At 69.8% G+C, this 25,325-nt stretch carries 23 protein-coding genes; 7 read left to right on the top strand and 16 right to left on the bottom strand.

The window, feature by feature from the left end:
- Positions 1–191: 191 nt before the first annotated feature.
- Together MRBLWH7_RS08505 and MRBLWH7_RS08500 are read right to left on the bottom strand one after the other, a co-directional pair.
- Positions 192–2,180 carry an ABC transporter ATP-binding protein gene (locus tag MRBLWH7_RS08505; protein ID WP_342001149.1) on the bottom strand — a complete coding sequence of 663 codons (1,989 nt, stop codon included), beginning with the start codon at positions 2,178–2,180 and terminating at the stop codon, positions 192–194.
- Positions 2,181–2,206: 26 nt separating this feature from the next.
- Entirely contained in the window at positions 2,207–2,422 is a 216-nt protein-coding gene (locus MRBLWH7_RS08500) for an AsnC family protein (RefSeq protein ID WP_342001147.1), read from the bottom strand.
- A 151-nt stretch (positions 2,423–2,573) separates the two neighbouring features.
- On the opposite strand from MRBLWH7_RS08500, the gene MRBLWH7_RS08495 reads away from it, so the two are divergent.
- From MRBLWH7_RS08495 to MRBLWH7_RS08480, 4 genes are read left to right on the top strand one after another with little or no spacing between them, the layout of a single operon-like run.
- A complete protein-coding gene (locus MRBLWH7_RS08495; RefSeq protein WP_342001146.1) occupies positions 2,574–3,515 on the top strand; it encodes an ABC transporter ATP-binding protein in 942 nt (313 codons plus the stop codon).
- Positions 3,512–4,384, top strand: a complete 873-nt coding sequence (locus MRBLWH7_RS08490) for an ABC transporter permease (RefSeq protein ID WP_342001145.1) — start codon at positions 3,512–3,514, stop codon at positions 4,382–4,384. The genes MRBLWH7_RS08495 and MRBLWH7_RS08490 overlap by 4 nt, the downstream gene beginning before the upstream one ends.
- Positions 4,381–5,208 carry an ABC transporter permease gene (locus MRBLWH7_RS08485; RefSeq protein ID WP_342001143.1) on the top strand — a complete coding sequence of 276 codons (828 nt, stop codon included), beginning with the start codon at positions 4,381–4,383 and terminating at the stop codon, positions 5,206–5,208. The genes MRBLWH7_RS08490 and MRBLWH7_RS08485 overlap by 4 nt, the downstream gene beginning before the upstream one ends.
- A 4-nt stretch (positions 5,209–5,212) precedes the next feature.
- The gene (locus tag MRBLWH7_RS08480; protein WP_342001142.1) at positions 5,213–5,995 is read left to right on the top strand and encodes a hypothetical protein; all 783 of its coding nucleotides are present in this window, start codon (positions 5,213–5,215) and stop codon (positions 5,993–5,995) included.
- Positions 5,996–6,167: 172 nt separating this feature from the next.
- Here MRBLWH7_RS08480 and MRBLWH7_RS08475 read toward each other — a convergent pair whose 3' ends face one another.
- The 7 genes from MRBLWH7_RS08475 to MRBLWH7_RS08445 form a co-directional block, all read right to left on the bottom strand.
- A complete protein-coding gene (locus tag MRBLWH7_RS08475) occupies positions 6,168–7,649 on the bottom strand; it encodes an MFS transporter (RefSeq protein ID WP_342001141.1) in 1,482 nt (493 codons plus the stop codon).
- Positions 7,650–7,875: 226 nt separating this feature from the next.
- The gene (locus MRBLWH7_RS08470) at positions 7,876–8,229 is read right to left on the bottom strand and encodes a Fe-S protein (RefSeq protein ID WP_342001138.1); all 354 of its coding nucleotides are present in this window, start codon (positions 8,227–8,229) and stop codon (positions 7,876–7,878) included.
- 50 nt (positions 8,230–8,279) lie between these two features.
- Positions 8,280–8,756 (bottom strand): 6,7-dimethyl-8-ribityllumazine synthase, encoded by a 477-nt coding sequence (gene ribH / locus MRBLWH7_RS08465; RefSeq protein ID WP_342001135.1) that lies wholly within the window; start codon positions 8,754–8,756, stop codon positions 8,280–8,282.
- On the bottom strand, positions 8,753–10,027 hold the full coding sequence (ribA, locus tag MRBLWH7_RS08460) for a GTP cyclohydrolase II (protein ID WP_342001132.1): 1,275 nt from the start codon (positions 10,025–10,027) through the stop codon (positions 8,753–8,755). The genes ribH and ribA overlap by 4 nt, the downstream gene beginning before the upstream one ends.
- A complete protein-coding gene (locus tag MRBLWH7_RS08455) occupies positions 10,024–10,740 on the bottom strand; it encodes a riboflavin synthase (protein WP_342001129.1) in 717 nt (238 codons plus the stop codon). The genes ribA and MRBLWH7_RS08455 overlap by 4 nt, the downstream gene beginning before the upstream one ends.
- A complete protein-coding gene (gene ribD, locus MRBLWH7_RS08450; protein ID WP_342001126.1) occupies positions 10,740–11,777 on the bottom strand; it encodes a bifunctional diaminohydroxyphosphoribosylaminopyrimidine deaminase/5-amino-6-(5-phosphoribosylamino)uracil reductase RibD in 1,038 nt (345 codons plus the stop codon). Before ribD ends, MRBLWH7_RS08455 begins: the two co-directional genes overlap by 1 nt.
- A gap of 330 nt (positions 11,778–12,107) precedes the next feature.
- Positions 12,108–13,067: a sugar-binding domain-containing protein gene (locus MRBLWH7_RS08445; protein WP_342001123.1), complete on the bottom strand. Its 960-nt coding sequence runs from the start codon at positions 13,065–13,067 to the stop codon at positions 12,108–12,110.
- 91 nt (positions 13,068–13,158) lie between these two features.
- On the opposite strand from MRBLWH7_RS08445, the gene MRBLWH7_RS08440 reads away from it, so the two are divergent.
- Together MRBLWH7_RS08440 and glpK are read left to right on the top strand one after the other, a co-directional pair.
- On the top strand, positions 13,159–14,886 hold the full coding sequence (locus tag MRBLWH7_RS08440; RefSeq protein WP_342001120.1) for a glycerol-3-phosphate dehydrogenase/oxidase: 1,728 nt from the start codon (positions 13,159–13,161) through the stop codon (positions 14,884–14,886).
- 74 nt (positions 14,887–14,960) lie between these two features.
- Positions 14,961–16,499: a glycerol kinase GlpK gene (gene glpK / locus MRBLWH7_RS08435; RefSeq protein ID WP_342001116.1), complete on the top strand. Its 1,539-nt coding sequence runs from the start codon at positions 14,961–14,963 to the stop codon at positions 16,497–16,499.
- 6 nt (positions 16,500–16,505) lie between these two features.
- On the opposite strand, the gene MRBLWH7_RS08430 is transcribed toward glpK, so the two are convergent.
- Positions 16,506–17,366, bottom strand: a complete 861-nt coding sequence (locus MRBLWH7_RS08430; protein WP_342001114.1) for a DNA-formamidopyrimidine glycosylase family protein — start codon at positions 17,364–17,366, stop codon at positions 16,506–16,508.
- Between the two features lie 41 nt (positions 17,367–17,407).
- Positions 17,408–17,974 carry a GNAT family N-acetyltransferase gene (locus MRBLWH7_RS08425; protein ID WP_342001112.1) on the bottom strand — a complete coding sequence of 189 codons (567 nt, stop codon included), beginning with the start codon at positions 17,972–17,974 and terminating at the stop codon, positions 17,408–17,410.
- Between the two features lie 422 nt (positions 17,975–18,396).
- On the opposite strand from MRBLWH7_RS08425, the gene MRBLWH7_RS08420 reads away from it, so the two are divergent.
- The gene (locus MRBLWH7_RS08420; RefSeq protein WP_342001110.1) at positions 18,397–19,026 is read left to right on the top strand and encodes a hypothetical protein; all 630 of its coding nucleotides are present in this window, start codon (positions 18,397–18,399) and stop codon (positions 19,024–19,026) included.
- A gap of 319 nt (positions 19,027–19,345) precedes the next feature.
- On the opposite strand, the gene trpS is transcribed toward MRBLWH7_RS08420, so the two are convergent.
- The 5 genes from trpS to sdhA all read right to left on the bottom strand — a co-directional run bounded on the left by trpS (position 19,346) and on the right by sdhA (position 25,312).
- Positions 19,346–20,353, bottom strand: a complete 1,008-nt coding sequence (trpS, locus tag MRBLWH7_RS08415; RefSeq protein WP_342001107.1) for a tryptophan--tRNA ligase — start codon at positions 20,351–20,353, stop codon at positions 19,346–19,348.
- A 30-nt stretch (positions 20,354–20,383) separates the two neighbouring features.
- A complete protein-coding gene (locus MRBLWH7_RS08410; protein ID WP_342001105.1) occupies positions 20,384–21,250 on the bottom strand; it encodes an exodeoxyribonuclease III in 867 nt (288 codons plus the stop codon).
- Positions 21,251–21,291: 41 nt separating this feature from the next.
- Positions 21,292–22,614, bottom strand: coding sequence for a YihY/virulence factor BrkB family protein (locus MRBLWH7_RS08405; RefSeq protein WP_342001102.1), 1,323 nt, complete (start codon positions 22,612–22,614; stop codon positions 21,292–21,294).
- A 74-nt stretch (positions 22,615–22,688) separates the two neighbouring features.
- Positions 22,689–23,489, bottom strand: coding sequence for a succinate dehydrogenase iron-sulfur subunit (locus MRBLWH7_RS08400; protein ID WP_342001098.1), 801 nt, complete (start codon positions 23,487–23,489; stop codon positions 22,689–22,691).
- Positions 23,489–25,312 (bottom strand): succinate dehydrogenase flavoprotein subunit, encoded by a 1,824-nt coding sequence (sdhA, locus tag MRBLWH7_RS08395; RefSeq protein WP_342001095.1) that lies wholly within the window; start codon positions 25,310–25,312, stop codon positions 23,489–23,491. The genes MRBLWH7_RS08400 and sdhA overlap by 1 nt, the downstream gene beginning before the upstream one ends.
- Between the last annotated feature and the right edge of the window lie 13 nt (positions 25,313–25,325).

The following is a 25,325-nucleotide window of genomic DNA, read 5'->3' as shown; positions in this document are numbered from 1 at the left end:
CGTGACCGTCGCACCGACCGGCGCCCGGCCCTCTTCTTGGCAGAGGGGCCGGGCGCCTGTTCGCGGTGGGGCCGCTGGCCGTTGAGAACTCAGGAAGGATGCGTCCCAGCGCAGCCTTAGGCCGCCCCGCGGCGGTATTTCTCCTGAATCTCCGACGCGGTCCGCGATGCGGGGCCTGTCGCCCCGCCCGCTCAGACGAGCAGCTGGTGCTTCGCGAGATCGCGATACAGCGGCGTGGTCTGTACGAGCTCGGAGTGCGTGCCCTGGCCGACGACCCGGCCGTGCTCCATGACCACGATGTGGTCGCTGTCGACGACGGTCGACAGGCGGTGCGCGATCACGAGGAGCGTGCGCCCGGCCGCGACCGCGTCGATCGCCTCGCGCATGCGCTGCTCGTTCAGCCCGTCGAGCGACGACGTCGACTCGTCGAGCAGCAGGATCGGGGGAGCGGCCAGCAGCGCCCGCGCGATCGCGAGACGCTGACGCTCGCCGCCCGAGAGCATCACGCCCGACTCGCCGACCGGCGCGTCGACGCCGAGCGGGTTGCGGTCGAGCACCTCACCGAGGTTGACCGCGCGGAGCACAGCCTCGCACTCCTCATCGGATGCCTCGGGCGAGGCCAGCCGCAGGTTGTCGCCGATGGTTCCGGCCAGGGTCGGGGCGTCCTGTTCGACGTACCCGAGCTGCGCGCGCAGGTCATCGCGGTCGAGCGCTCTCACGTCCGTGCCGTCGAGCAGGATCGTCCCGTCGGTCGGGTCGTAGAAGCGCTCGATGAGGGCGAGGGTGGTGCTCTTGCCCGCGCCCGACGGGCCGACCAGCGCGACCCGCGCCCCGCGCGGGACGGAGAACGACACGCCCCGCAGCACCTCGGGATCGGCGGAGACGGATGCTGGGGCATCCGCCGCTCCGTCGGGGCCTGTCTCGCCCGCCCCGTCGCCGAGCACGATCGTCGACGTGTCGACGTGCGCGCTCTCGAGCACGGCCAGCGCTTCGGACTCTGCCTTGCGCCGCGCGGCCACGACGTTCTCGGGGTAGCGGAACCGGACGTCGCGGAACTCGATCGCGGCGGGCTCGCGCGCCGCCGGCGTCGATGCTTTCACGGCGCGCGCGGCGATGGCGGCGTCGTCCTGCGACTCGGCCGGCAGGTCGAGCACCTCCTGAATGCGGCCGAGGGCGCCGAGCGCCTGGTTCACCGACGTGATCGCACCGAAGAACGAGCCGAGCGGGGCGATCAGCATGAAGAGGAACATGATGAAGGTCACGAGGCTCGCGATCGACAGCGCGCCCGTCGCGACGCGGAAGCCGCCCAGTCCGATGACCACCAGCAGTGACACCTGCAGCGCGATGCCGGCGATCGGCACCACGAGTGCCGAGACCTTCGCGATGCGCACGCCGACGGTGTATGCCTCCGTCGCCTGCGCGGTCACGGAGGCGACCTCGCGGGCTGTCGCCCCGGAGGCCCGGACGGTGCGGATGGAGCCGACGGCGCGCTCGACGCCCGAAGCGAGGGCGCCTACTTTCTCCTGCTGCTCGGTCGACGCGGTGCGGATGCGACCGCTGAGGGCGACGACGCCCAGCACCGAGATGCCGATGACGAGCACGATGATCGCGAGCAGGAGCGGGTCGATGATGGCCATCGCGACGAGTGCGCCTGCGAACAGCAGGGCGTTGCCGACGGAGTCCGCGAGACCTTGGGTGAGGGCCGCGTACAGGAGGGTCGTGTCGCTGCCGACGCGCGAGACGAGGTCGCCGGTGCGGCGCGCGTCGAACTCGCTGATGGGCAGGTGCAGGATGCGTGCGATCAGCCGGCGCCGGCTCGAGTACACCACGGCGGTGCCGGTGCGCTGCAGCAGGTAGTGCTGCCATCCCGAGATGAGCGAGGCCAGCACGACGAACCCGACGAGCGCCCAGACGAGCAGGCCGAGGTCGAGCTCTGCCTGCACGCGCTTGATGACCTGGCCGACGAGCAGCGGCTGGATGAGCGACGCGCCCGCGCTGAGGATGCTGAGCACCACCACGACGGCGAGCGTGCGCTTGTGCTCGAACAGGTAGGGGAGCAGCTGCGAGAAGGTCGCGCGCGGCCCCTCCTCCGCCTTGCCGCGCCGCCCGCGGCGGGCGCGGGAGACCGGGGGCGCCGCGCGGGAAGCGGCGGGGGCATCGTCGAGATCGGCGGAGGGCATGGGTGTACCTCGTTCGTGAAGGGGGCTTACCTTCGACCGTACTTCTTGTGGACGGCCTGTCTGCTCACGCCCAGGGCGCTCGCGATCGCCTGCCATGAGAAGCCCAGGTTGCGGGCCCTGCGCACCTGGATCTCCTCGGCGCGTGCGAGCTCGCGGCGCACCTCGGCGAGGCGGTGCAGCTCCGCGATCGGCTCGCGACCGCCTGCCGCCCCGATGAGGGTGGTCAGTTCGTCGCCGCTCATCGCGCAGCCTCTCGTTCTGGAGACGGATGCCGCGGGCCGCGGCATCCGTGTCAACCGTAGTTGACGGCCGGAGGGGTGTCAACTCACGTTGACGGATGCGCGTTCGTCCTGGCCACTGGGCGGTGTCGGAGCAGGGCGTTAGGGTAGTCCGGTGCCCGCCCCCGTGATCACCGCCGAGAACCTCGTCAAGGCCTACAAAGTCAAAGGGAAGCCGGATTTCCTCGCCGTCGACGGCCTGTCGTTCGAGGTGGCGCCAGGAGAGTCGTTCGGCCTGCTGGGCCCGAACGGTGCGGGCAAGTCCACGACGATGAAGATGGTGGGCGCGGTCTCCACGCGTACGTCGGGTCAGCTCGAGATCCTCGGGCTCGACCCCGATCGCTATGGCCCCGAGATCCGGTCGCGGCTGGGCGTCGTGCCCCAGCAGGACAACCTCGACGGCGAGCTCAACGCGCGCGAGAACCTCTATATCTACGGCCGCTACTTCGGCCTGCCCGGCAAGGTGTGCCACCAGAAGGCCGACGAGCTGCTCGCGTTCGCCCAGCTCGAAGACAAGGCGAAGAGCAAGGTCGAGCAGCTCTCGGGCGGCATGAAGCGGCGGCTCACGATCGCGCGCGGACTCATCAACGATCCCCGCATCCTGCTGCTCGACGAGCCGACCACCGGCCTCGACCCGCAGGCCCGCCATGTGCTGTGGGACCGCCTGTTCCGTCTCAAGGAGCGTGGCACGACGCTCGTGCTCACCACGCACTACATGGACGAGGCCGAGCAGCTCTGCGATCGGCTCATCGTCGTCGACAAGGGCCGCATCATGGCCGAGGGCACGCCGGCCTCGCTCATCCGCGAGCACTCCAGCCGAGAGGTGCTCGAGGTGCGCTTCGGCTCGGACCGCAACGAGCAGGTCGCCCCGCAGCTCGAGGGCATCGGCGACCGTGTCGAGGTGCTGCCCGACCGCATCCTCGTCTACGCGAGCGACGGCGAAGCAGCACTCGAGACCGTGACGCATCGTGGACTCACGCCGCTGACCTCGCTCGTGCGCCGCTCGAGCCTCGAGGACGTCTTCCTCCGGCTCACCGGAAGGTCGCTGATCGAATGAGCCTCCCCTCCGAAGGCGCCCCGACACGCGTGCAGCCGACGCTCGACGAGCTGCGCGAAGAGGCGATGCGCTGGGGCCGCAAGCCCCGCGCCCTGGGCACCTGGTACGTCACCGAGCACATGCTGCGCGCGATGCGCGCGTACGGCTGGACCATCATCGTCGGGGCGCTCGGCCAGCCGATCCTCTATCTCCTGGGGCTCGCCGTCGGTCTCGCCGCCCTCATCGACGCCCCGATCACGCAGAACGGCGTCGAGGTCTCGTACCTCGTGTTCGTGGCGCCGGCGCTGCTGATGACGGCCGCGATCTCCGTCGCGTCGGAGGAGTTCTCGTACCCGGTCATGGCGGGGTTCAAGTGGCGGCGGTACTTCTTCGGGTTCAGCGCGACCGGGCTGTCGCCGGGGCAGATCGCCGGTGGCGTCATCGCCGGCGCGTCGGCGCGGATCATGGTCGTCACGGTCGCGTACTGCCTGTTCCTGTGGCTGTTCCAGGCGGTTCCCGACCCGCAGACGGGATGGCTCACCATTCCGATCGGCCTGCTCGCCGGCCTCGCCTTCGGCATCCCGTACATGGCCTACGCTGCGTCGATCACCGACGACAAGGGGCAGGTCGCCCTCGTTCAGCGCTTCATCTTCATGCCGATGTTCCTGTTCTCGGGCACCTTCTACCCGCTCGACACGCTGCCGCTGTGGCTGCAGTGGATCGGCTGGGTGTCGCCGCTGTGGCACGCGACCGAGCTCGGCCGCGTCGCCACCTACAGCCTTCCGATGGATCCGTTCGCGATCGTCGTGCACGTCGGCTACCTGCTCCTGCTCTCGATCGGCGGGTACCTGATCGGCCGCCGCATCTTCCAGACAAGGCTCGGCGCATGACCGTCGCGACCGGAACCGAGACCAGCGCGATCCGCGCCGGCGGGGTGCGCGCGCTGTGGGCGGGCAACCCGCAGTCGGTCGTGCAGCGCGGCCTCATCGCCGCGCGCTCGTCGAGCTGGGCCGTCGTGCTGTCGGGCTTCTTCGAGCCTGTGTTCTATCTCGCCTCGATGGGCATCGGCCTCGGCGCACTCATCGGCGACGTGCAGACGTCGAGCGGCGTCGAGGTGCCGTACGCGGCCTTCATCGCCCCGGCGCTCCTCGCCGTCTCGGCGATGAACGGCGCGATCTACGACTCGACGTGGAACGTCTTCTTCAAGCTCAACTACGGCAAGCTCTACGAGGGCATGCTCGCGACGTCGCTGGGCCCGCTCGATGTCGCCCTGGGCGAGATCCTCTACGCGCTGCTGCGCGGCCTGCTGTACGCGACCGGCTTCATGATCATCATGCAGATCCTCGGCCTCAACCTGGCGTGGACCGCGATCCTGGCGCTTCCGGCGGTCCTGCTCATCGCCTTCGGGTTCGCGAGCCTCGGCATGGCGGTCACGAGCTACATGAAGACCTTCCAGCAGATGGACTGGATCAACTTCGTGCTGCTGCCGATGTTCCTGTTCTCGGCGACGCTCTACCCGATCACGATCTACCCCGAGTGGATCCAGCACATCATCATGGCCTTCCCGCTCTGGCACGGCGTCGAGCTCGTCCGCGGACTCACCACCGGCATCCTCACCCCCGAGATGTGGTGGCACGTCCTCTACTACGTCGTGATGATCGCGATCGGTCTGGTCTTCACCACGAAGCGTCTCCGCGCGCTGTTCCTCGACTGATCCCGTGCTGGTCGTCGAACTCGTCCTCTGCGCGATCGGCATCGCGTCGGCCCTCGTCGTCTCGATCGGGTTCGGCAGCATGCCGTGGGATGACAGCCTGGGTGAGATCGTGGGCGCCTTCGGGGTCCTGATGGTGCTCGTCGCCGTGTACATCCGCATCTGGTGGGCTCGAACCGGCGATGGGCGCGACGCCCGGACGAGGCTGATCTGGTACCTCCCCGCAGCGATGACGGCGGTCATCACCCCCGGGCTGCTCTCCGATGGCACCGGCGCGAACTGGCCGCCCTTCGTCGATGTGCTGTGGTTCCTCGTGTTCGCCTACCTCGCGGCGCTCCTGGGCTTCCTGTCGCTGTTCCTCTTCCTCTTGCCGCTCGAGGCGCTCGGGCGCGGCGTCCTGCGTCTTCTGACCGGCAAGCCCGGCGGCGGCTGGCTGCTGTTCTGGGGAACCGCCGGCGCGCTGCTCACCACGTTCGTGTTCGTCGGCGCCTTCGCGCTCGATGACCTGCCGCCCGGTCGCGCGGGTGCTCTGCCGGTCCTGTTCGCGCTGCTCGGAATCCCGTTCGGGTACACGGTCGAGTCCGAGACGCTGCTCTGGATCGCCCGCGCGCTCGCGCTCGTCCTGACGGCGATGCTCCTCGCGTCGGCGCACTTCGGGGGTACGCAGCGGGAGCGCGAAGAGTCGGAGCGCGCGGCGGACCGTGACACCCTGCGGCAGCGTGGCGCCGCCCGGCGAGAGGCTCAGCTCGCCCGTGATCGCGCATTGCGCGACAGTGCCGACCCGTCCTGACCCACCGCTCCGCAGCGCCTGAAGATGTCTGTCGCCCAGATCACCCCTTCTCGCCGAATCCGCGGTCGTCGCACCATGGCGGGCGGTCCCCGTCAGAAGGGGTGGTCTGCGCGAAGACGACGGATGCCTCGACCGGCCGGGTCGAGGCATCCGTCGTTCTGCGCGAGCCGGGTCAGAGCGAGCCGGTGGCTCCGACGCCCAGGTCGGCGTCGTAGTCGACGTCCTTCGTCTCGGGCGAGAGGAGCAGGGCGATGAAGGTCAGCACGCCCATCGCCGAGAGGTAGACGCCGACGAGCCAGGGGCTTCCGTCGGCGCCGGCCCACAGCGCCACCGCGACGATGGGGGCCAGCGCGGCGCCGAGGATCGACGACACGTTGTACGAGATGGCCGAGCCGGAGTAGCGGACGTTCGTCGGGAAGAGCTCCGGCAGCACGGCGCCCATCGGGCCGAACGTCGAGCCCATCAGCATGAACCCGAAGATGAGGAACGCCTGCGTCAGCGCACCGGTGAACTTCGGGTCGAGCTGCGGCGACAGGAACAGGTTGAACGTGAGGCCGAACACGATGATGAGGCCCGTCACCCACAGCAGCAGGCGGCGGCGGCCGATCGCGTCGGCGATCGGGCCCGACAGCAGCGTGAAGATGCCGAAGAACACGACGCCGATGATCTGCATCAGCACGAAGTCGGTGTAGCCGAACCCGAGGCCCGGGTAGAACTGCGCGGCGAACGCTGCCGGGTCGAACGTGGCGCCCGCGGCCTCTGCCGCCTTCTGCGCCGCCGCGGACGCGACCTCGAGGTCAGCGGCCTTCGTGCCGTACGACAGCGTGAAGTTCGTCATCAGATAGAACAGCACGTAGGTCGCCAGCATGATGAACGTGCCGAGGATCAGGTGCCACCAGTGGTGGCGGATGACGGTGCCGAGCGGGAACTTGCGGATCGCGCCCTTCTCCTCGGCCTTGACGAACGTCTCGGACTCGACGAGGCGCAGGCGCACCCACAGGCCTATGATCACCATGACGGCCGAGAACAGGAACGGCACGCGCCACCCCCACGCGAGGAATTCGGCGGAGCGCTGGCCTGCACCGTCGGGGTGGGGGAGCAGGTAGTTGATCGCCAGGAAGACCGAGTTGGCGATGATGAAGCCGAGCGGGGCGCCGAGCTGCGGGAACGTGCCGTACCAGGCGCGCTTGCCCTTCGGCGCGTTCTCGGTCGCCACGAGCGCCGCGCCCGACCACTCACCACCGAGGGCGAAGCCCTGCGCGAGGCGCAGCACGAGCAGCAGCACGGCCGCCCAGACGCCGATCTCGTTGAAGGTCGGGAGGCACCCGATGAGGAAGGTCGCGACACCCATCGTGAGGAGAGACGCGACCAGGGTCGCCTTGCGGCCGAACCGGTCGCCGAAGTGGCCGAACACGATCGCGCCGAGGGGGCGGGCGATCATCGCGGCGCCGAAGACGCTGAACGACAGCAGCAGCGATGTGGTGTCGTTGCCGGTCGGGAAGAAGAGGATGGGGAAGACGAGGACGGCGGCGGTCGCGTAGACGTAGAAGTCGTAGAACTCGATCGTCGTGCCGACGAGGCTCGCGAGGATGACGCGGGAGCGGGGGTTTGCGGGTACCGCGGTGGTCGCGGCAGTCGTGCTGGGGGAGGACATATTCACCTGGGCATGCGCGGAGCGGGGCATCCGGATGGGATGCGGCGGTGGGCGGCCGCAAGGCGCAGGGTCACGCGCCGGGCGGCACTGCACTGGGTCACCGTGGGTCGAGCGTTGTCGCCCGACACGAAGATTCAGCCTAGTCCCGGGATTGCGTCCCGGATCCGGAGACGGAGAACGGATGCTGCGGCCCAGGGCCGCAGCATCCGTCTCACGTGTCCGTCGGTCAGCGCCAGAGCACCGCGATGGCGGCGTTCGCGAAGGTCAGCACGCCGATCGACCAGAAGATGGCGCCGGGCACCGAGCCGGTCTTGCGCTGACGGCCGGCGCCGATGCCGAGGAGGGCGCCGATGATGACGAGGATGACGAGCTTCACGCCGATCTTCACGTAGTTCAGCTCGTACTCGATGCCCCACGGGGCGGCGAGGATGAGGCCGGCGAGACCGGCGATCGCGAGGCCCCAGTTCATGAGGCGCGTGACCTGGTGCTTTCCGTTCACCGCTTCGACGACCCAGGCGCCGAAGAGGATGGCGAAGCCCACGAGGTGGACGAGCACGACGATGTGGCGGAGGATTTCCATGCCATCAGTCTAGCTGAAGGTTCCCTCGGCGCCAGGCCGCGATCCCCGGGTCAGGGGCGCAGGTCGCGCAGCACCACCGCGGTGCGGATGGCCGCGTCCGCCGCCTCGAAGCCCTTGTCTTCGACCGAGCCCTCGAGGCCCGCGCGGGCGATGCCCTGCGCCTCGTCGTCGAGCGTCAGCACGCCGAAACCGACAGGCTTGCCGGTGTCGAGTGCGACGCGGGTCAGGCCGTCGGTCGCCGCGTTCGAGACGAACTCGAAGTGCGGCGTGCCCCCGCGGATGATGACGCCCAGCGCCACGACTGCGTCGGCTCCGGCCTCCAGCGCCGCCTTCGCCACCACGGGAAGCTCGAACGAACCGGGCACGCGGACGAGGCGGTGCGAGGCTCCGGCGGCATCTGCGGCGCGCGCGGCACCGGCGATGAGACCGTCGGTGATCGCCTGGTGCCAGGTGCCCGCGACGACGACCACGTCCAGTCCCGTGCCGTCGACGGGTGCGGTCGCCTCGGGCGCGCCCTTGCCGCTCATCGTTCTGCTCCTTCGTGCATTTGGGCCAGCGCTTCGGCCAGGTCTTCTTCCGCGATGAGGTGCCCCATGCGGTCGCGCTTCGTCTCGAGGTACTGGTGGTTGTTCGGGCCGACGCCGACCAGCAGCGGCACCTGCTCGACGATGTCGAGGCCCAGCTCGCGCAGCTGCTTCACCTTGTCGGTGTTGTTGGTCAGCAGGCGCACCTTCTCGATGCCCAGGTCCGCGAGGATGCCGGCGGCCGCCGCGTAGTCGCGCGCGTCCGCGGGCAGGCCCAGCGCCAGGTTCGCGTCGACGGTGTCGAGGCCGCGCTCCTGCAGCGAGTAGGCGCGCAGCTTGTTGATGAGGCCGATCCCGCGGCCCTCGTGGCCACGCATGTAGATGACCACGCCGCCGTCCTGCTCGATCGCGTCCAGCGCGGCCTCGAGCTGCGGGCCGCATTCGCACTTGAGCGAGCCGAACGCCTCGCCCGTCAGGCACTCGGAGTGCACGCGCACGAGCGGTGCGTCGGAGAGCTCGCCCGACACGACCGCGATGTGATCGGTGCCGGTGACGCGGTCCTTGTAGGCGAGGAACCGGAACTCGCCGTGCGAGGTCGGCACGTGCGCCTCGGCGCGCAGGCTCACGCGCCGCTTGTGCGCCCCCCGGACCGCAGGGTCGCAAGGCACGTGCTCGTCGAGGTAGCCGGTGAGCTGCTCGATCGTGATGACGGGGATGTCGTACTCGCCGCCCAGCTCCTGCAGCCCGGGCAGGCGCATCATGCTGCCGTCATCGGCGACGACCTCGCCGATGACGCCCACCGGTGCGAGATCGGCGAGCTTCATGAGCTCGACGGCCGCCTCGGTGTGGCCGGCGCGCTCGCGCACGCCGCCGTCCACCGCGCGCAGCGGCAGGATGTGGCCGGGACGGATCACGCTGGTGGGCGTCGACTCCGGATTCGCCAGCACGTTGAGCGTGTGGGCGCGGTCGGAGGCGCTGATTCCCGTCGAGACGCGGTCGGCGGCATCCACGCTCACCGTGTACGCGGTGCCGCGGGCATCCTCGTTGTTCTCGACCATGGGAGGCAGGTCGAGGCGGTCGGCCCAGTCGGCGGGCATCGGTGCGCACAGGAAGCCGCTCGTCCAGCGGACCGTCCACGCGACCCACTCGGGGGTGGCGAGCTGAGCCGAGAGGATGACGTCACCCTCGTTCTCGCGGTTCTCATCGTCTGCGACGATGACGGGCCGGCCGGCGCGCAGTGCCTCCAGGGCCTCGGGGATGGTGGCAAGGCTCATTTCGAGCCTCCTTCCGTGGATGCGGACGCGTCCGCGGGGAGTTCGGGGTTCGCTCCGGCGGGTGCCGTGGATGCGGCCTCGCGGAGGGCGGGTGCGGCCGGTGCCGAGGACGAGAACGAGAGCAATCGCTGCACGTGGCGCGCCAGGATGTCGGTCTCGAGGTTGACGCGGTCGCCCGGCACGCGGGCACCGAGCGTCGTGGCGGCGAGCGTCTCCGGGATGAGCGAGACCTCGAACCAGCCGTCGCCGGGGGCGGCGGCGCTCGCACCGCTCACGGTGAGCGATACCCCGTCGACGGCGATCGAGCCCTTGTCGACGACGAGCGGGGCGAGCTCGCCGGGAACGGAGATGCGCAGCACCTGCCACTCGACGCCCGGGCGGACCTCGAGCACCTCGCCCGTTCCGTCGATGTGGCCCTGCACGATGTGCCCGCCGAGGCGGCCGTGCGCGGCCGTCGCGCGCTCGAGGTTGACCGCGCGACCGGCAGCGACGCCCTCGAGCGTGGACATGTCGAGCGTCTGCTTCATGACGTCGGCGGTGAACCAGTCGGGGCCCTGCTCGACGACGGTGAGGCACACGCCGCTGACGGAGATGGAGTCGCCGTGCGCGGCATCCGACACGGCCTTCGGTCCGCGCACCGTCACGCGCACGCCGTCTCCCGACGGCTCGACAGCGGTGACCTCGCCGATCTCCTCGATGATTCCGGTGAACATCAGGCGTCTCCTTCCGAAGCGGGCTGGGCGACGAACAGGAGATCATCGCCGAGAGGGATGACGGATGCCACGGCCAGGCGTCGCGCCTGGCCGATGGTGGTCACCCCGATGTCTTGCACTGCGAGCCGGTCGCCGCCGAGCAGCACAGGTGCGACGTACACGAGCAGTTCGTCGGCGAGGCGCTCGCGCAGGAACGACGCCGCGACGGCAGGGCCGCCCTCGACGAACACGCGCTGGACGCCGCGGTGGCGCAGATCCTCCAGCATGGCGGAGAGCCCGCCCGAGGCATCGTCGCCCGCGTACTGGAGGAAGTCGCGGGGATGGTGACGGACGGCCGCCGCATCGGGCACGGTGCGGGCGCCGACGACGACGGGAACGGGCTGGTGAGGCAGCAGCGAGCCGTCCTCGGCGCGGGCGGTCAGCGCCGGGTCGTCGGCGAGCACCGTGCCGGTGCCGGCGACGATGGCGTCGGCCTCGGCGCGGCGACGGTGGACATCGGCCCGGGCCTGCGCGCCGGTGATCCACTTGCTGCTGCCGTCGGATGCGGCGGCCCGGCCGTCGAGGCTCTGGGCCCACTTGACAGTGACGTGCGGACGGCCGAGGCGCTGGACCGTGAGCCACGAGTCGAGCAGCTCGGTTGCCTCGTCGGCGAGCAGGCCGGCCTCGACGTCGACGCCGGCCGCGCGCAGCCGCGTGCCGCCACCGGAGGAGTTGTCGCCGGGATCCGCGATCGCGTAGACCACGCGCGTGACGCCGGCGGCGATGAGCGCTTCGGAGCAGGGGCCGGTGCGACCGGTGTGGTTGCACGGCTCGAGGGTCACGATCGCGGTCGCACCGCGCGCGGCCCCCGGCCCGAGCCTCGACAGCGCGTCTACCTCGGCGTGCGCGGTGCCGGCACCACGGTGCCAGCCCTCGGCGAGGACCTCGCCGTTCGGGGAGAGGAGCAGGGCGCCGACCTGTGGGTTCACGCCGCGGGGGCCGCGGCGTGCGATCGCCAGCGCCCGACGCATCGCGTCGTGTTCCGCTGTGCTCGCCATCCGGCCCCTCGTCTCGTCGATCTCGACGCCCCGGGGCACTGGCAAGCGAGGGCGCGCATGGCGACGCCTTGGTGCTGCCTCCCATCCGGACTAGCGACCGGCCTCCCTGAAGAAACCTGTCGCATCACCGTCGGTTCCGGAATTCCACCGGATCGGCCGTGGCGGCATCCGAACGGATGCTGATGCCTTGGCTCGCGGACTGTCACCGCCGGTTCGGATTCACACCGACCCCGGAGCACGTTGCTGCTCTCGAGTGTAGTCAACGCGGCATCCGTCCATTCATTCCATGTCTTCGCATGAAGCGGCGCGCGCACCGGGGTCGCCCGGACCTCACTCCACGAGTGCTCGCGCGGTGGCCTCGTCGACGATCAGGTCCGTTGCGATGCGCGCCGCGAGCGCGCCCTTCAGACTCGCCAGCTTCGACACCCCCGACACGATGCAGACGCGCCGGGGGATGCCGCGCAGCAGGTCGAGGCTGGGTCCGGTGGCGCGGTCGTTCAGGGCGATGCCGTCGCTCGAGCCGTCGGCGCGGTAGAACACCGTGGCCACGTCGCCGACGACGCCCTCCTCGGCGAGCTGATCGAGCTCGGCGGGCTCGAGGTAGCCGCCGCTGTAGACGTGGCTCGGCACGCGCGACCCGGCGGAGCCGGTGCTGAACAGCACGAGATCCATGGTGTGCAGCATGTCGAGGATGCGCCGCGTGCTGCGCTCGCGCCACATCGCGTCCTTCGTGGCGGGGTCGTCGAAGAACGCCGGAACGGGGAACTGCTGCGCGCTGCCGTCGTAGGCGGCGGCGAATCGGCTGAGGATCTCACTCGCGTAGAGCAGGCCCGTCGAGTGGGTGTTGCCGGAGCCGTTCAACTGCACGAACGTCGCTCCGTGCACCGATTTCGGGACGAGGTGACGGCTCACGGCTGCCGTCGTCGATCCCCACGCGACGCCCACCGTCATGTCGTCCTGGACGAGGTCGACGAGCGCGTGCGCGGCCGCGACAGCGACGCGCTGAAGCCGGTCGACCTCGGTGGCGTCGTCAGGGGCGGGAACCACCTGGGCGAGGATGCCGAAGCGCTCGGCCAGCCGCTCCTCGAGGCGCTGTGGAGCCGCGAACGGAGACCGGATGCGGATGTCGACGATCCCCGTCGCGCGCGCGTGGGTGAGCAGCCGTGACACCGTCGAGCGCGACGTGCCGAGCTCACGAGCGATCGCATCCATCGTGCGATCCTGCACGTAGTACAGATGCGCCGCCGTGAGCGCGCGCTGCATCGTGCGGGCATCGCCGATCTGATCCATCGCTCCATCGTGCACGTATGTGCATCTCGCCTGCAAGGACGTCCAGCGATGTCATGATGGGAATGCGGACAGCACGACGATGGGGGATGCGATGACGGCCCGGGCTGCGGAACGAGGATGGACGACGCTCGCGGAGCGGCCCTACGCCGACGTGCTCATCATCGGCGGCGGGATCAACGGTCTGGCGACGTTCCGCGACCTCGCGCTGCAGGGGGTGGACGTCGCTCTCGTCGAGCGCGACGACTTCGTGAGCGGCGCGTCGGCGGCGTCGTCGCACATGATCCACGGCGGAATCCGCTACCTCGAGAACGGCGAGTTCCGTCTCGTGCACGAGGCCGTTACCGAGCGCAACGCACTGCTGCGCACAGCCCCGCACTTCGTGAGGCCGTTGCAGACCACCATCCCCATCTTCTCGACGTTCTCGGGGGTGCTGTCGGCCCCGCTGCGGTTCCTCCGCCACGGCGGCGGAAAGCACCATGAGCGCGGGGCCGCGCTCATCAAGATCGGGCTCGTCATCTACGACTCGTTCTCGCGCGGCGGCGGCGTATTGGGCAAGGGCACGGTGCCGCGGCACACCTTCCACGGGCGCAAGCGCTCGCTCGCGCAGCTGCCGCGGCTGAACCCCGACGTGAAGTACACCGCGACGTACTGGGACGCATCCCTCCATGACCCCGAGCGCCTCGCCATCGATGTGCTGCGCGATGGCCGCGCCGCCGGCGGCGATCGTGCCCGCGCCGCGAACTACGCCGCCGCCGTCGGCGTCGACAGCGGGCGGGTGGTACTGCGCGACACCTTGACCGGCGAAGAGACGCGGTTCTCAGCATCCGTCGTCGTGAACGCCAGTGGCCCGTGGACCGACTTCACCAACCTCGCCCTCGGCGACCCGACCCGGTACATGGGCGGCACCAAAGGCTCGCACGTAGTCCTCGATCACCCCGAGCTGCTCGCCGCGACCGGCGGGCGGGAGCTGTTCTTCGAGAACGAGGACGGGCGCATCGTCCTCATCTACCCGCTGAAGGGACGCGTCCTCGTCGGCACGACCGACCTCGAACACGACATGGCCGACCCGATCGTGTGCACCGAGGCGGAGGTCGACTATTTCATCGAGCTCATCGGGCAGGTGCTCCCGGACATCCCGGTCGAGCGGTCTCAGATCGTCTACCGGTTCGCCGGCGTGCGGCCGCTCCCCGGCCATGACGACGTCTCGCCGGGGTTCGTCTCGCGCGACTACCGGATCGAGTCCGCACCGCTGGTCGGCGGGGATGCCACGGTCCTGAGCCTCATCGGCGGCAAATGGACCACCTTCCGCGCCTCGGCCGAGCACCTCGCCGACCGCGCCCTGCAGCTGCTGGCCCGGCCGCGCCGCAGCTCGACCCGGGGAGTGCCGATCGGCGGCGGCCGCGGCTACCCCATGACCGAGCGCGCGCGCCGGCAGTGGATCTCGGCGCACGCCGCAACCGTGCCGGCAGCTCGCGTCGCGACGCTGCTCGACCGCTATGGCACGGTCGCCGCGGCCGTCGTCGATGCGATCGAGGAGGACGCGGACGACGCGCTGCTCGAGCACCTGCCTGGCTACAGCTCGGGGGAGCTGCGTCATCTCGCAGCCACGGAGGACGTCACGCATCTCGACGACCTCCTGCTGCGGCGCACCAGCATCGCGTTCATCGGCGAGGCGACGCCGGAGGCGGTCGCCGACGCGGCCGACGCGGTCGCGCCCGTGCTCGACTGGGACCCCGCACGCACCGCACTCGAGGTGGGGCGCGCGCTGGACCGGATCCACGCCGCGGACCCGTCCTGGATCCCCGCCGCCGCGCGATAGCCTGACCGCACGCGCGCTCGGCGCGCGGCCGACCCCGTGCGGGCGATGTCGTCCGCCGAGCAAGGAGACTTTCGTTGTCCGACCACGTGCTGTCCATCGACCAGGGCACGACCTCGACGCGCGCCATCGTGTTCGACGCCGCCGGTGCCGTGGTCGCCGTGTCTCAGCGGGAGCACGAGCAGATCTTCCCCCGGGCCGGCCGTGTCGAGCATGACCCCGTCGAGATCTGGACCAACACCGAGTGGGTCATCGCCTCGTGTCTCTCTCGCGCCGGGCTCGCGGCGTCCGAAGTATCCGCGATCGGCGTGACGAACCAGCGCGAGACGGCGATCGTCTGGGAGAAGCGCACCGGGCGCCCCGTGCACAACGCGCTCGTGTGGCAGGACACCCGCACACAGCCGCGCATCGACGAGCTGGCCAGCGAGGGCGGGGCCGACCGATTCGCCCAGTCGACCGGACTTCCGCTGGCGACGTACTTCTCGGCCTCGAAGGTCGCGTGGATCCTCGACAACGTGGCCGGCGCGCGCGCTGCGGCCGAGGCGGGCGAGCTGCTGTTCGGCACCCCCGACACGTGGGTCGTGTGGAACCTCACGGGCGGCGCGCGCGGCGGTATCCACGTCACCGACGTCACCAACGCGTCGCGCACGCTGCTCATGGATCTGCGCACCCTCGACTGGTCGGACGACCTGCTCGCGGTGTGGGGCATCCCGCGCGCGATGATGCCCGAGATCCGCTCCTCGTCGGAGGTGGTGGGACACTCCTCGCTCCCGTCGGTGCTCGACGGCGTGCCGATCGCCGGGATCCTCGGCGACCAGCAGGCGGCGACCTTCGGCCAGGCGGCCTTCGAGGCGGGGGAGTCGAAGAACACCTACGGCACCGGCAACTTCCTCCTCGTGAACACCGGCACCGAGATCGTGCGCTCCGGCAGCGGTCTCATCACCACCGTCGGGTACCGGATCGGGAATGAGCCGGCGCGCTACGCGCTCGAGGGCTCGATCGCGGTGACCGGATCGCTCGTGCAGTGGCTGCGCGACAACCTCGGCATCATCCAGCGCTCCGAAGACGTCGAGACGCTCGCCGCAAGCGTCGACGACAACGGCGGCGCCTACTTCGTGCCGGCGTTCTCGGGACTGTTCGCGCCCTACTGGCGTCCGGACGCACGCGGCGCGCTCGTCGGCCTCACCCGCTACGTCAACAAGGCGCACATCGCGCGTGCAGCGCTCGAGTCGACGGCTTTCCAGACGCGCGACGTCATCGACGCCGTCGTCGCCGACACCGGCCGCACGCTCGACGAGCTGCGTGTCGACGGCGGAATGACCCGCGACGACCTGCTGATGCAGTTCCAGGCCGACATCCTCGGCATCCCCGTCGTACGCCCGAAGGTCGTGGAGACGACAGCGCTCGGCGCCGCGTACGCCGCCGGCCTCGCGACCGGCGTGTGGAACGACCTCGACGAGCTGCGAGCGCACTGGCGTGAGGACGTCCGCTTCGAGCCGCGGATGCCCGTGGACGAGCGCGAACGCCGCTACCGGCAGTGGCGCAAGGCGGTGTCGAAGTCGCTCGACTGGGTGGACGACGACGCCCGGCTGCTCATGGGCACGACCGGCGGCTGACCGCGGCTACTTCAGCAGGCGCGAGAGGCGGCGGTCGGCGAGGATCTTGCCGCCGGTCTGACACGTCGGGCAGTACTCGAGCGAGTTGTCGGCGAAGAAGACGCTCCGCACCTCGTCACCGCAGACGGGGCATTTCTCGCCCCGGCGCCCGTGCACCTGCATGCCCCGGCGTTTGGCGTCCTTGAGCTCGGCCGGTGGCTTGCCGGATGCCTCGGCGACAGCATCCGTCAGGGTCACCGTCATCGCGTCGAACAGGCGCGTGATGTCGTCGTCGGAGAGCGACGAGGCCAGCGCGTACGGCGACATCTTCGCCGCGTGCAGGATCTCGTCGGAGTAGGCGTTGCCGACTCCCGCGATGATCGTCTGGTCGCGCAGCACGCCCTTGATCTGCGTGCGACGGCCCGCGAGCAGCTCGGCGAAGGTGTCGCGAGTGAAGGAGGCGTCGAGAGGGTCGGGGCCGAGCCGCGCGATGCCGGGCACATCGGCGGGCTCGCGCACGACGTAGTAGGCGAGAGACTTCTTTGTGCCGGCCTCGGTGAGGTCGAACCCGGCGCCGTCTGACAGGGCGACGCGCAGGGCGATGGGCGTCTTGCCGGGGCGGATGATCGTCTTCGGCAACTCGTCGTACCAGCGGAGCCACCCGGCCTTTGCGAGGTGGAACACCAGGTGGGGGCCGGTGGTCGAGAGGTCGACGAACTTTCCGTGGCGCGCTGCGCCGGTGATCTCCTGGCCCTGGAGGGCATCGATGGGCGGGTCGTACGTCTTCAGCGCGGCGATGTTCGCGACGGTCGCCCGCGTGATCTGCACGCCGGTGAGCCGCTCGCGGAGGAAGTCGACGAGCCCCTGCACCTCGGGCATCTCGGGCATGCGCTCATCCTGCCATGCCGCGGCGACACGCGGACGGGACGTCAGTCCGCGAAGATGGGCCAGGGATGCGGCATCCGTTCGTCCGTCTTCAGGAGTCCGGCGATCCAGCCGTCGTCGCGGCGCGCGGCGCTCACCAGCGCCTGTCGCAGGGTGCCCTCGAAGCGGAAGCCCAGGGCGCGGGCGACGCGGGCCGACGCCTCGTTGCCCACGACGGCTCGCCACTCGATGCGCGTGAGGCCTGCGCCCTCGGGCGAGAAGGCCCAGTCGATCACAGCCGTCGCCGCTTCGCGCAGACGCCCACCACCGCGCTGATCCGGGGCGATCCAGTAGCCGATCTCGCCGCCACCCTGCCCGTCGAGGCGGTAGAACCCGATCGTGCCGACGAGCGTCGCGCCGTCGCGGATCACCCACGTGCGATGCAGCTCTCCCGCCCACTGCTCTGCCACCGCGACGATGAACTTCTCGGCGTCCTCGCGCGCGTACGGCGACGGTACCCGCGTGTACCGCTGGATGTCAGGGTCCTGGCACGCCGCGAAGATGGCGTCGACGTCCTCGACGCGCGGTGCGGACAGCTCGAGGCGCGCGGTGCGCAGGGTCACGGGCTCCATCCGCCCACCCTACGAGTCCTCATGAGGGCCGTTTGCAGGATTACCCCGCGGTGTGGAGGGTGCTGGCCGCGTGATTCGGGCGCGATCGGTTCATCGGTGAGCCAAGTACTCCTGAGAACGGTGGGGCGCGGCGGTGTGCGGGTCCTCCCCAGCGGCCTCAGAAGGGCGGTCCTCCACCAATCCACGGGAGCGGAAGCCAGCCGACAGGCTCGCCCGGCGATGCTCTGGGAATGGCTCCGGACTACCTCACGCGCGCCGAGCTCTTCGAGCAAGGGCACACACGGAACTCCATCGTCGAGGCGCTGCGCACGGGTCGACTCGTGCACGTACGGCGCGATCGATATCTGCTTCCCGGTGCAGAGGACGCCTTCGTCCGCGCTGTGAGGGTGGGCGGTCGGCTCACCTGCCTGTCGTATCTTGCAGTGCTCGGCGTCTTCGTACTCGAGAACCGCAACCTGCACGTCCACGTACGGCCGACCGCGAGCAGGCTGCGATCCCCGCACGATCGGCGCAAGCGGATCACCGCGCTGCGGCGTCGTGGGGTCAAGCTGCACTGGACGGATCTTCTGGATGAGTGCGGCCGGGCTTGCGCGACAGGCGTACTGGACGCGCTCGCGCACGCCATCCGATGCCAGAACCCGACGGCCGCAGTTGCCACACTTGACAGCGCGCTCAACAAGAAACTCATCGCCGAGGCCGACCTCGCGCGCGTCTTCGCCGCCCTCCCCGCCCGATTCCAGGTGCTCGCGAGCTTCGTCGACGCTCGTGCCGAGTCCGGACCGGAGACCTTCGTGCGGCTGATGGCGCGGCGCCTGGGTTGCGACATCCAGCTCCAAGTCAAGTTCGCTGAGACCGGGCGGGTCGACCTCGTGCTGGACGGATGGCTCGTGGTCGAGTGGACGGCAAGCCGTTCCACGAAGACTGGGCCGCGCAGCTGCGCGACCACCGTCGCGACATGGCGCTCGCCGCCCTCGGCTACGCGACCTTGCGCCTGCCCGCATCGGACATCATGTACCGCGCCGACGATGTCTTCGCGGCTCTCCGGGGCCTGATCGACTCCCGCCGCCAGTCCTGAGCCCAATCGAGCCTTCGCTCCTGGCTGTTCGGCTCTCCTTACGATCGGCCTGACTCCAACCGTTTGCAGGACGAATGCGCCCAAACGGTCCAGAGCCGCCCGTCTACAGGTGCGCCGGGAAATCCGTCCTGCAAACGGTCGCCGCGGGCCGGACGCCGCGGGCCGGACGCGGCCGACCGGACGCCGCCGACCAGACCCGGCCGGCCGCACGCCGCGGGCCGGACGTCGCGGGCAGGACCCCGCCCGGACGCCATGGGACGGATGCTGCGGCTCGGGGCCGCAGCATCCGTCCGGCGTCAGCGGGCGCGGCGGAGGAGGCCGACCTTGTCGTAGACGTCGGCGAGGGTGCGTTCGGCGACCTGGGACGCCTTCTCGGCGTTGACGGCGAGGACGCGGTCGAGCTCGGCGGGGTCGGCGAGCAGCTCGAGCGCGCGCGAGCGCACCGGGCCGAACTCGTTCACGACGACCTCGGCGAGGCCCTTCTTGAAGTCGCCGTAGCCGCGGCCGGCGTACTCGTCCTCGATGGACGGGATCTGGCGGCCGGTCAGCGCTGCGTAGATCACGAGCAGGTTCGACACGCCGGGCTTGGCCTCGCGGTCGTACCGCACTGATCCCTCGGAGTCGGTCACGGCGCGCATGATCTTCTTCGCCGAGACAGCCGGGTCGTCGAGCAGCCACAGCACGCCCGCCTCCGACTCCGCCGACTTCGACATCTTGGCGGTGGGGTTCTGCAGGTCGTAGATGCGGGCGGTCTCTTGCTGGATGACCGGCATCGGCACACGGAACACCTCGCCGAAGCGGCTGTTGAAGCGCTCTGCGAGGTCGCGGGTCAGCTCGACGTGCTGCTTCTGGTCGTCGCCGACCGGCACGATGTCGGTCTGGTACAGCAGGATGTCGGCGGCCATCAGCACCGGGTACGTGAACAGCCCGACCGATGTCGCCTCCGAGCCGTAGCGCGAGGACTTGTCCTTGAACTGCGTCATGCGCCCGGCCTCACCGAAGCCCGTGATCGTCGACAGGATCCACGCCAGCTCGGCGTGCGCCGGCACGTGCGACTGCACGTACAGCGTCGACTTCGACGGCTCGATGCCGGCGGCGATGTACTGCGCGGCCGTGCGGCGCGTCTTCTCGCGCAGGTGCTCGGGGTCCTGTGCGACCGTGATCGCGTGCAGATCGACCACCGAGAAGAACGTGTCGTACGACTCCTGCAGGTCGCGCCACTGCATGAGAGCCCCGATGTAGTTGCCGATCTGAAGCGAGTCGGCGGAGGGCTGCATGCCGGAGTACAGGCGCGATCTACTCATCCGAAAAGTCTATAGAGCGGATGCTGCGCCTCAGCGCCCGATCGAGTAGTCGGCGACGACGGGGGAGTGGTCGCTCCAGCGCGTGTCCCACGAGGGCGCGCGCACCACGCGGTAATCCGCCACGCGGGCGCCGAGCTCGGGCGTCGCGAGGTGGTAGTCGATGCGCCACCCGCTGTCGTTGTCGAATGCGCGACCGCGCATCGACCACCACGTGTAGGGTCCGTCGACGTCACCGTGGTAACGACGGCCGATGTCGACCCAGCCGAGTCCGAGCCCGGTCGAGCCGTCGACACCGGCGACCTCCGCGCCCTCCTCGCCGAAGAAGCGGTCGAAGTACGCCCGCTCGCGAGGGAGGAAGCCGGCCTTCTTGACGTTGCCCTTCCAGTTGCGGATGTCGAACTCGCGGTGCCCGACGTTGAGGTCGCCCATGACGAGCGCGAGCGGGGATGCGGCCTTGAGCTGCGGCATCCGTGCTTCCATCGCGTCGAGGAAGGCCCACTTCGCGTCCTGCTTGGGCGTGTCGGCCTCACCCGTGTGCACGTAGGCGCTCACGACGATCAGCCGCTCGCCGTCGATGTCGAAGTCGGCCTCGATCCAGCGGCCGGCGCTGTCGAGCACCTCGACCGCGTCTTCGGCGGCCGGCCCGAGTACGCGGCGCACCTCGACGGACGGGATGCGGCTCGCGACGGCCACCCCGGCGCGGCCCTTGGCGAGCGCCTCGTCATTCACGATCTCCCAGCCGGGCAGGGCGGCGCGCAGCTCTTCTTCGGTCGCGCGCACCTCCTGCAGGGCCATCACGTCGATGTCGGCCGCGTCGAGCCACTCGAGCATGCCCTTGCGCGTCGCCGCGCGGATACCGTTGACGTTGACAGAGGCGATGCGAACACGGCGAGACACGACGGCAAGACTATCCGTGGCCACCGACACCGCCGCGCACATCAGGGCCCAGCGGGCGGCCTACCGTTCCCCTTCGACGCCTTCTTCCTCTTCTCGGACCTGCCTGGCTTGCCGTTCGGCGACGGAGCGGTCGGCGGCGCATCGACACGGGACGGATGCTGCGGCACGGCGGGCGTCGCGGCCTCGACTTGCCGCAGCTCCTCCTCGGCGTCGCGTACCGCCCGGTCGGCGATCCACGCGCGGTACCAGGGCGCCTGGTCCCGTGCGTCCTGAGCGGTCCGCAGGCGGACGCGCGCGGCGACCAGCAGCGCCGCGTGCTCGGCGGCGACGCGCTCGGCCTCGGTCGGCGGCAGCATCACGACGTCGTGGTCCTTGGCCCCCACGGCGATCCACGCGGCGGCGACCAGCATGACGATCCCGAGCAGCCGGAACCACAGCAGCATCCCGATGAAGATGGCGAAAGTCGCGAGCAGGGGGTTCGAGGGCGTGTAACTGAGGAGCAGGCCCGCACCGAGCTGCAGCACCGAGATGCCCAGGCCGCCGAGCATCGCGCCCGGCCAGATCCGCCGCCACGGCAGCTTCGTTCCCGTGAGGAAGCGGAAGAGGCCGACCAGCGCGGTCGAGGTCACCGCGAAGCCGATGAGCAGCGAGCCGATGCTCACACTGATGTCGGTGAGGACGCTGGTGTCTTTCCACCCGAGGAGCGACAAGATCCACTCGACGGCGTACGTGCCGACCGTGCTGAGCGCCGCGCCGAGGATGAGCGCCGCGCCGAAGATCAGCGCCGCGACGAAGTCGCGGGCCTTGAGGAGGAAATAGCTGCGTCGGTCCGGGGGGATGGCGAAGAGCTCGCGCACGGCGCGCCGCGAGTAGGTGACCCAGTCGATCGCGGTCCAGATGAGGGCGCCGAGCGCGATGAGGCCCGTCCAGCCGAGCACGCCCGAGTTCCGCGATGCGATCTCCTGCACCTGCTCAGGCGTGGCGATGCCGCCGGAATCGGCGATGAGACCAGGGATGTAGACGTTGATCAGGTCGATGAGCGCCTGGACCGCCTCGGGGCTGCCGCCCAGCCAGATGCCGGCGATCGCGAAGACGAGGTAGATCGCGGCGAAGCACGCGAAGAGTGCGACGTAGCTGACGCCCGCCGCGAGGAGGAACCCGTTCTCGATGAGGAAATGCCGCCACACGCGTACCGGGAACCACGCCATCGTGGCCTCGGTGAGTCGCGTGGCACGGCTGATCGGCGCATCGAATCGTTGGCGCAGGCTGTGCTCCGTCGCCTCCCAGCGCTCGCGGAGCGACTCCTCCTCACGCTGCGCGGCGTCCGCCGCCGCGCGGGCGTCGGGCGGGGGAGTGTGCGTCACGTTTTCAGAGTAGCGACAGACGGATGCCGCATCGCCCAGCGATGCGGCATCCGTCTGTCAAAAGAGGACCGGGGTTACGAACGCCCGCGCAGGACCGCCTGCTTGACCTCGGCGATCGCCTTGGTGACCTCGATGCCGCGGGGGCACGCCTCGGTGCAGTTGAAGGTGGTGCGGCAGCGCCACACGCCTTCCTTGTCGTTGAGGATGTCGAGGCGCACGTCGCCCGCGTCGTCGCGCGAGTCGAAGATGAACCGGTGCGCGTTCACGATCGCGGCCGGGCCGAAGTACTGGCCGTCGGTCCAGAAGACCGGGCACGACGACGTGCACGCGGCGCAGAGGATGCACTTGGTCGTGTCGTCGAAGATCTCGCGGTCGACGATCGACTGGATGCGCTCCTTGCCCTTCTCGGGCGTCGAGTTCGCGATGAGGAACGGCTGCACCTCGCGGTACGACGCGAAGAAGGGCTCCATGTCGACGACGAGGTCCTTCTCGAGCGGCAGGCCCTTGATCGCCTCGACGTAGATCGGCTGCGAGATGTCCAGGTCCTTGATGAGCGTCTTGCACGCGAGCCGGTTGCGGCCGTTGATGCGCATCGCGTCGGAGCCGCAGATGCCGTGCGCGCACGAGCGACGGAACGTCAGCGAGCCGTCGACCTCCCACTTGATCTTGTGCAGGGCGTCGAGCACGCGGTCCGTCGAATAGAGCTCGACGTCGTAGTCGACCCAGCGCGGCTCCTCGTCGACCTCGGGGTCGAAGCGCCGGATGATGAACGTGACGAGGAACGACTGGATGCCGGTGTCGTTCGCGGCCTCCTCGGCCTTCGCGGGAGCGTCGGCGTCGGTGCGCTCGATGACGTCGGTGACCGAGGTCGCCATCAGTACTTCCTCTCCATCGGCGGGTAGTTCAACTCGCCCTTTTCGTTCTTCGTGAAGACGACCGGCTTCCAGCCGAGGCGGATGTGGTCCTCGGCGTTCGACGAGTGCGGGTCGCCCGACAGGTACGCCATGGTGTGCTGCATGTAGTTGTCGTCGTCGCGCTTCGGGAAGTCGTCGCGCATGTGGCCGCCGCGGCTCTCCTGGCGGTTCTTCGCGGTGACGACGACGACCTCGGCGATGTCGAGGAGGAAGCCGAGCTCGACGGCCTCGAGCAGGTCGGTGTTGAACCGCTTGCCCTTGTCGTCGACGTGGACGTTCTTGTACCGCTCGCGCAGCTCCTCGATCGTGAGGAGCACCTCGCTCAGCGACTCGTCGGTGCGGAACACCTGGGCCTTGCGGTCCATCTCGTCCTGCAGCGTCTTGCGAAGGACGGCGATGCGCTCGGTCCCCTGGTTGTTGCGGAGGCCCTCGATGAGGTTGCGCACCTCGGCCGCGGGGTCCTCGGGGAGCGGCACGAACTCGGCGGTCTGGACGTATGCGACCGCGTTGCGGCCGGCGCGCTTGCCGAAGACGTTGATGTCGAGCAGCGAGTTCGTGCCGAGGCGGTTCGAGCCGTGCACCGAGACGCACGCGCATTCACCGGCGGCATACAGCCCGGGGACGACCGTCGTGTTGTCGCTCAGCACCTGCGCGTCGTTGTTGGTCGGGATGCCGCCCATCGCGTAGTGCGCGGTCGGCATGACGGGCACCGGCTCGACGACCGGGTCGACGCCCAGGTACGTGCGGGCGAACTCGGTGATGTCGGGGAGCTTCGTCTCGAGCACCTCGGCACCCAGGTGGGTGCAGTCCAGAAGCACGTAGTCGCGGTGCGGACCGGCGCCGCGGCCCTCCGCGACCTCCTGCACCATGCAACGGCTGACGATGTCTCGGGGAGCGAGGTCCTTGATGGTCGGCGCGTAGCGCTCCATGAACCGCTCGCCGCTCACGTTGCGCAGGATCGCGCCCTCACCGCGGGCGCCTTCGGTGAGGAGGATGCCGAGCCCGGCGAGGCCGGTCGGGTGGAACTGGAAGAACTCCATGTCCTCCAGCGGGAGGCCCTTGCGCCAGATGATGCCGACGCCGTCACCGGTGAGCGTGTGTGCGTTCGAGGTCGTCTTGAAGATCTTGCCGAAGCCGCCCGTCGCGAAGATGACGGCCTTCGACTGGAAGACGTGCAGGTCGCCCGTGGCGAGCTCGTAGGCGACGACGCCCGCGATCTGCTTGTCTTTCCCGTCGCCGACGGTGATCAGGTCGAGCACGTAGAACTCGTTGAAGAAGTTGATGCCGAGCTTGACGCAGTTCTGGAACAGCGTCTGCAGGATCATGTGGCCGGTGCGGTCAGCGGCGTAGCAGGCACGGCGCACGGGCGTCTTGCCGTGGTCGGCCGTGTGACCGCCGAAGCGGCGCTGGTCGATCTTGCCCTCGGGTGTGCGGTTGAACGGCAGGCCCATGTTCTCGAGGTCGATGACCGCGTCGATGGCCTCCTTGGCGAGGATCTCGGCCGCGTCCTGGTCGACGAGGTAGTCGCCGCCCTTGACGGTGTCGAAGGTGTGCCACTCCCACGAGTCCTCTTCGACGTTGGCGAGGGCCGCCGCCATGCCGCCCTGCGCCGCGCCGGTGTGCGAACGGGTGGGGTACAGCTTCGAGATGACGGCTGTCTTCGCCCCGGGGCCCGCCTCGATGGCGGCGCGCATGCCGGCGCCGCCGGCGCCCACGATGACGATGTCGAACTGGTGGTAGTGGACGCCGTCCTTGACGTAGCTGGCGGTGGTCTCAGTGCTCACGCTGTGTGCTTTC

Origin of the sequence: Microbacterium sp. LWH7-1.2 (assembly GCF_038397755.1) — a bacterium.
GTDB lineage: Bacteria > Actinomycetota > Actinomycetes > Actinomycetales > Microbacteriaceae > Microbacterium.
The sequence above is the reverse complement of the archived record's forward strand: the minus strand, read 5'-3'. Positions and strand labels throughout refer to the sequence as shown.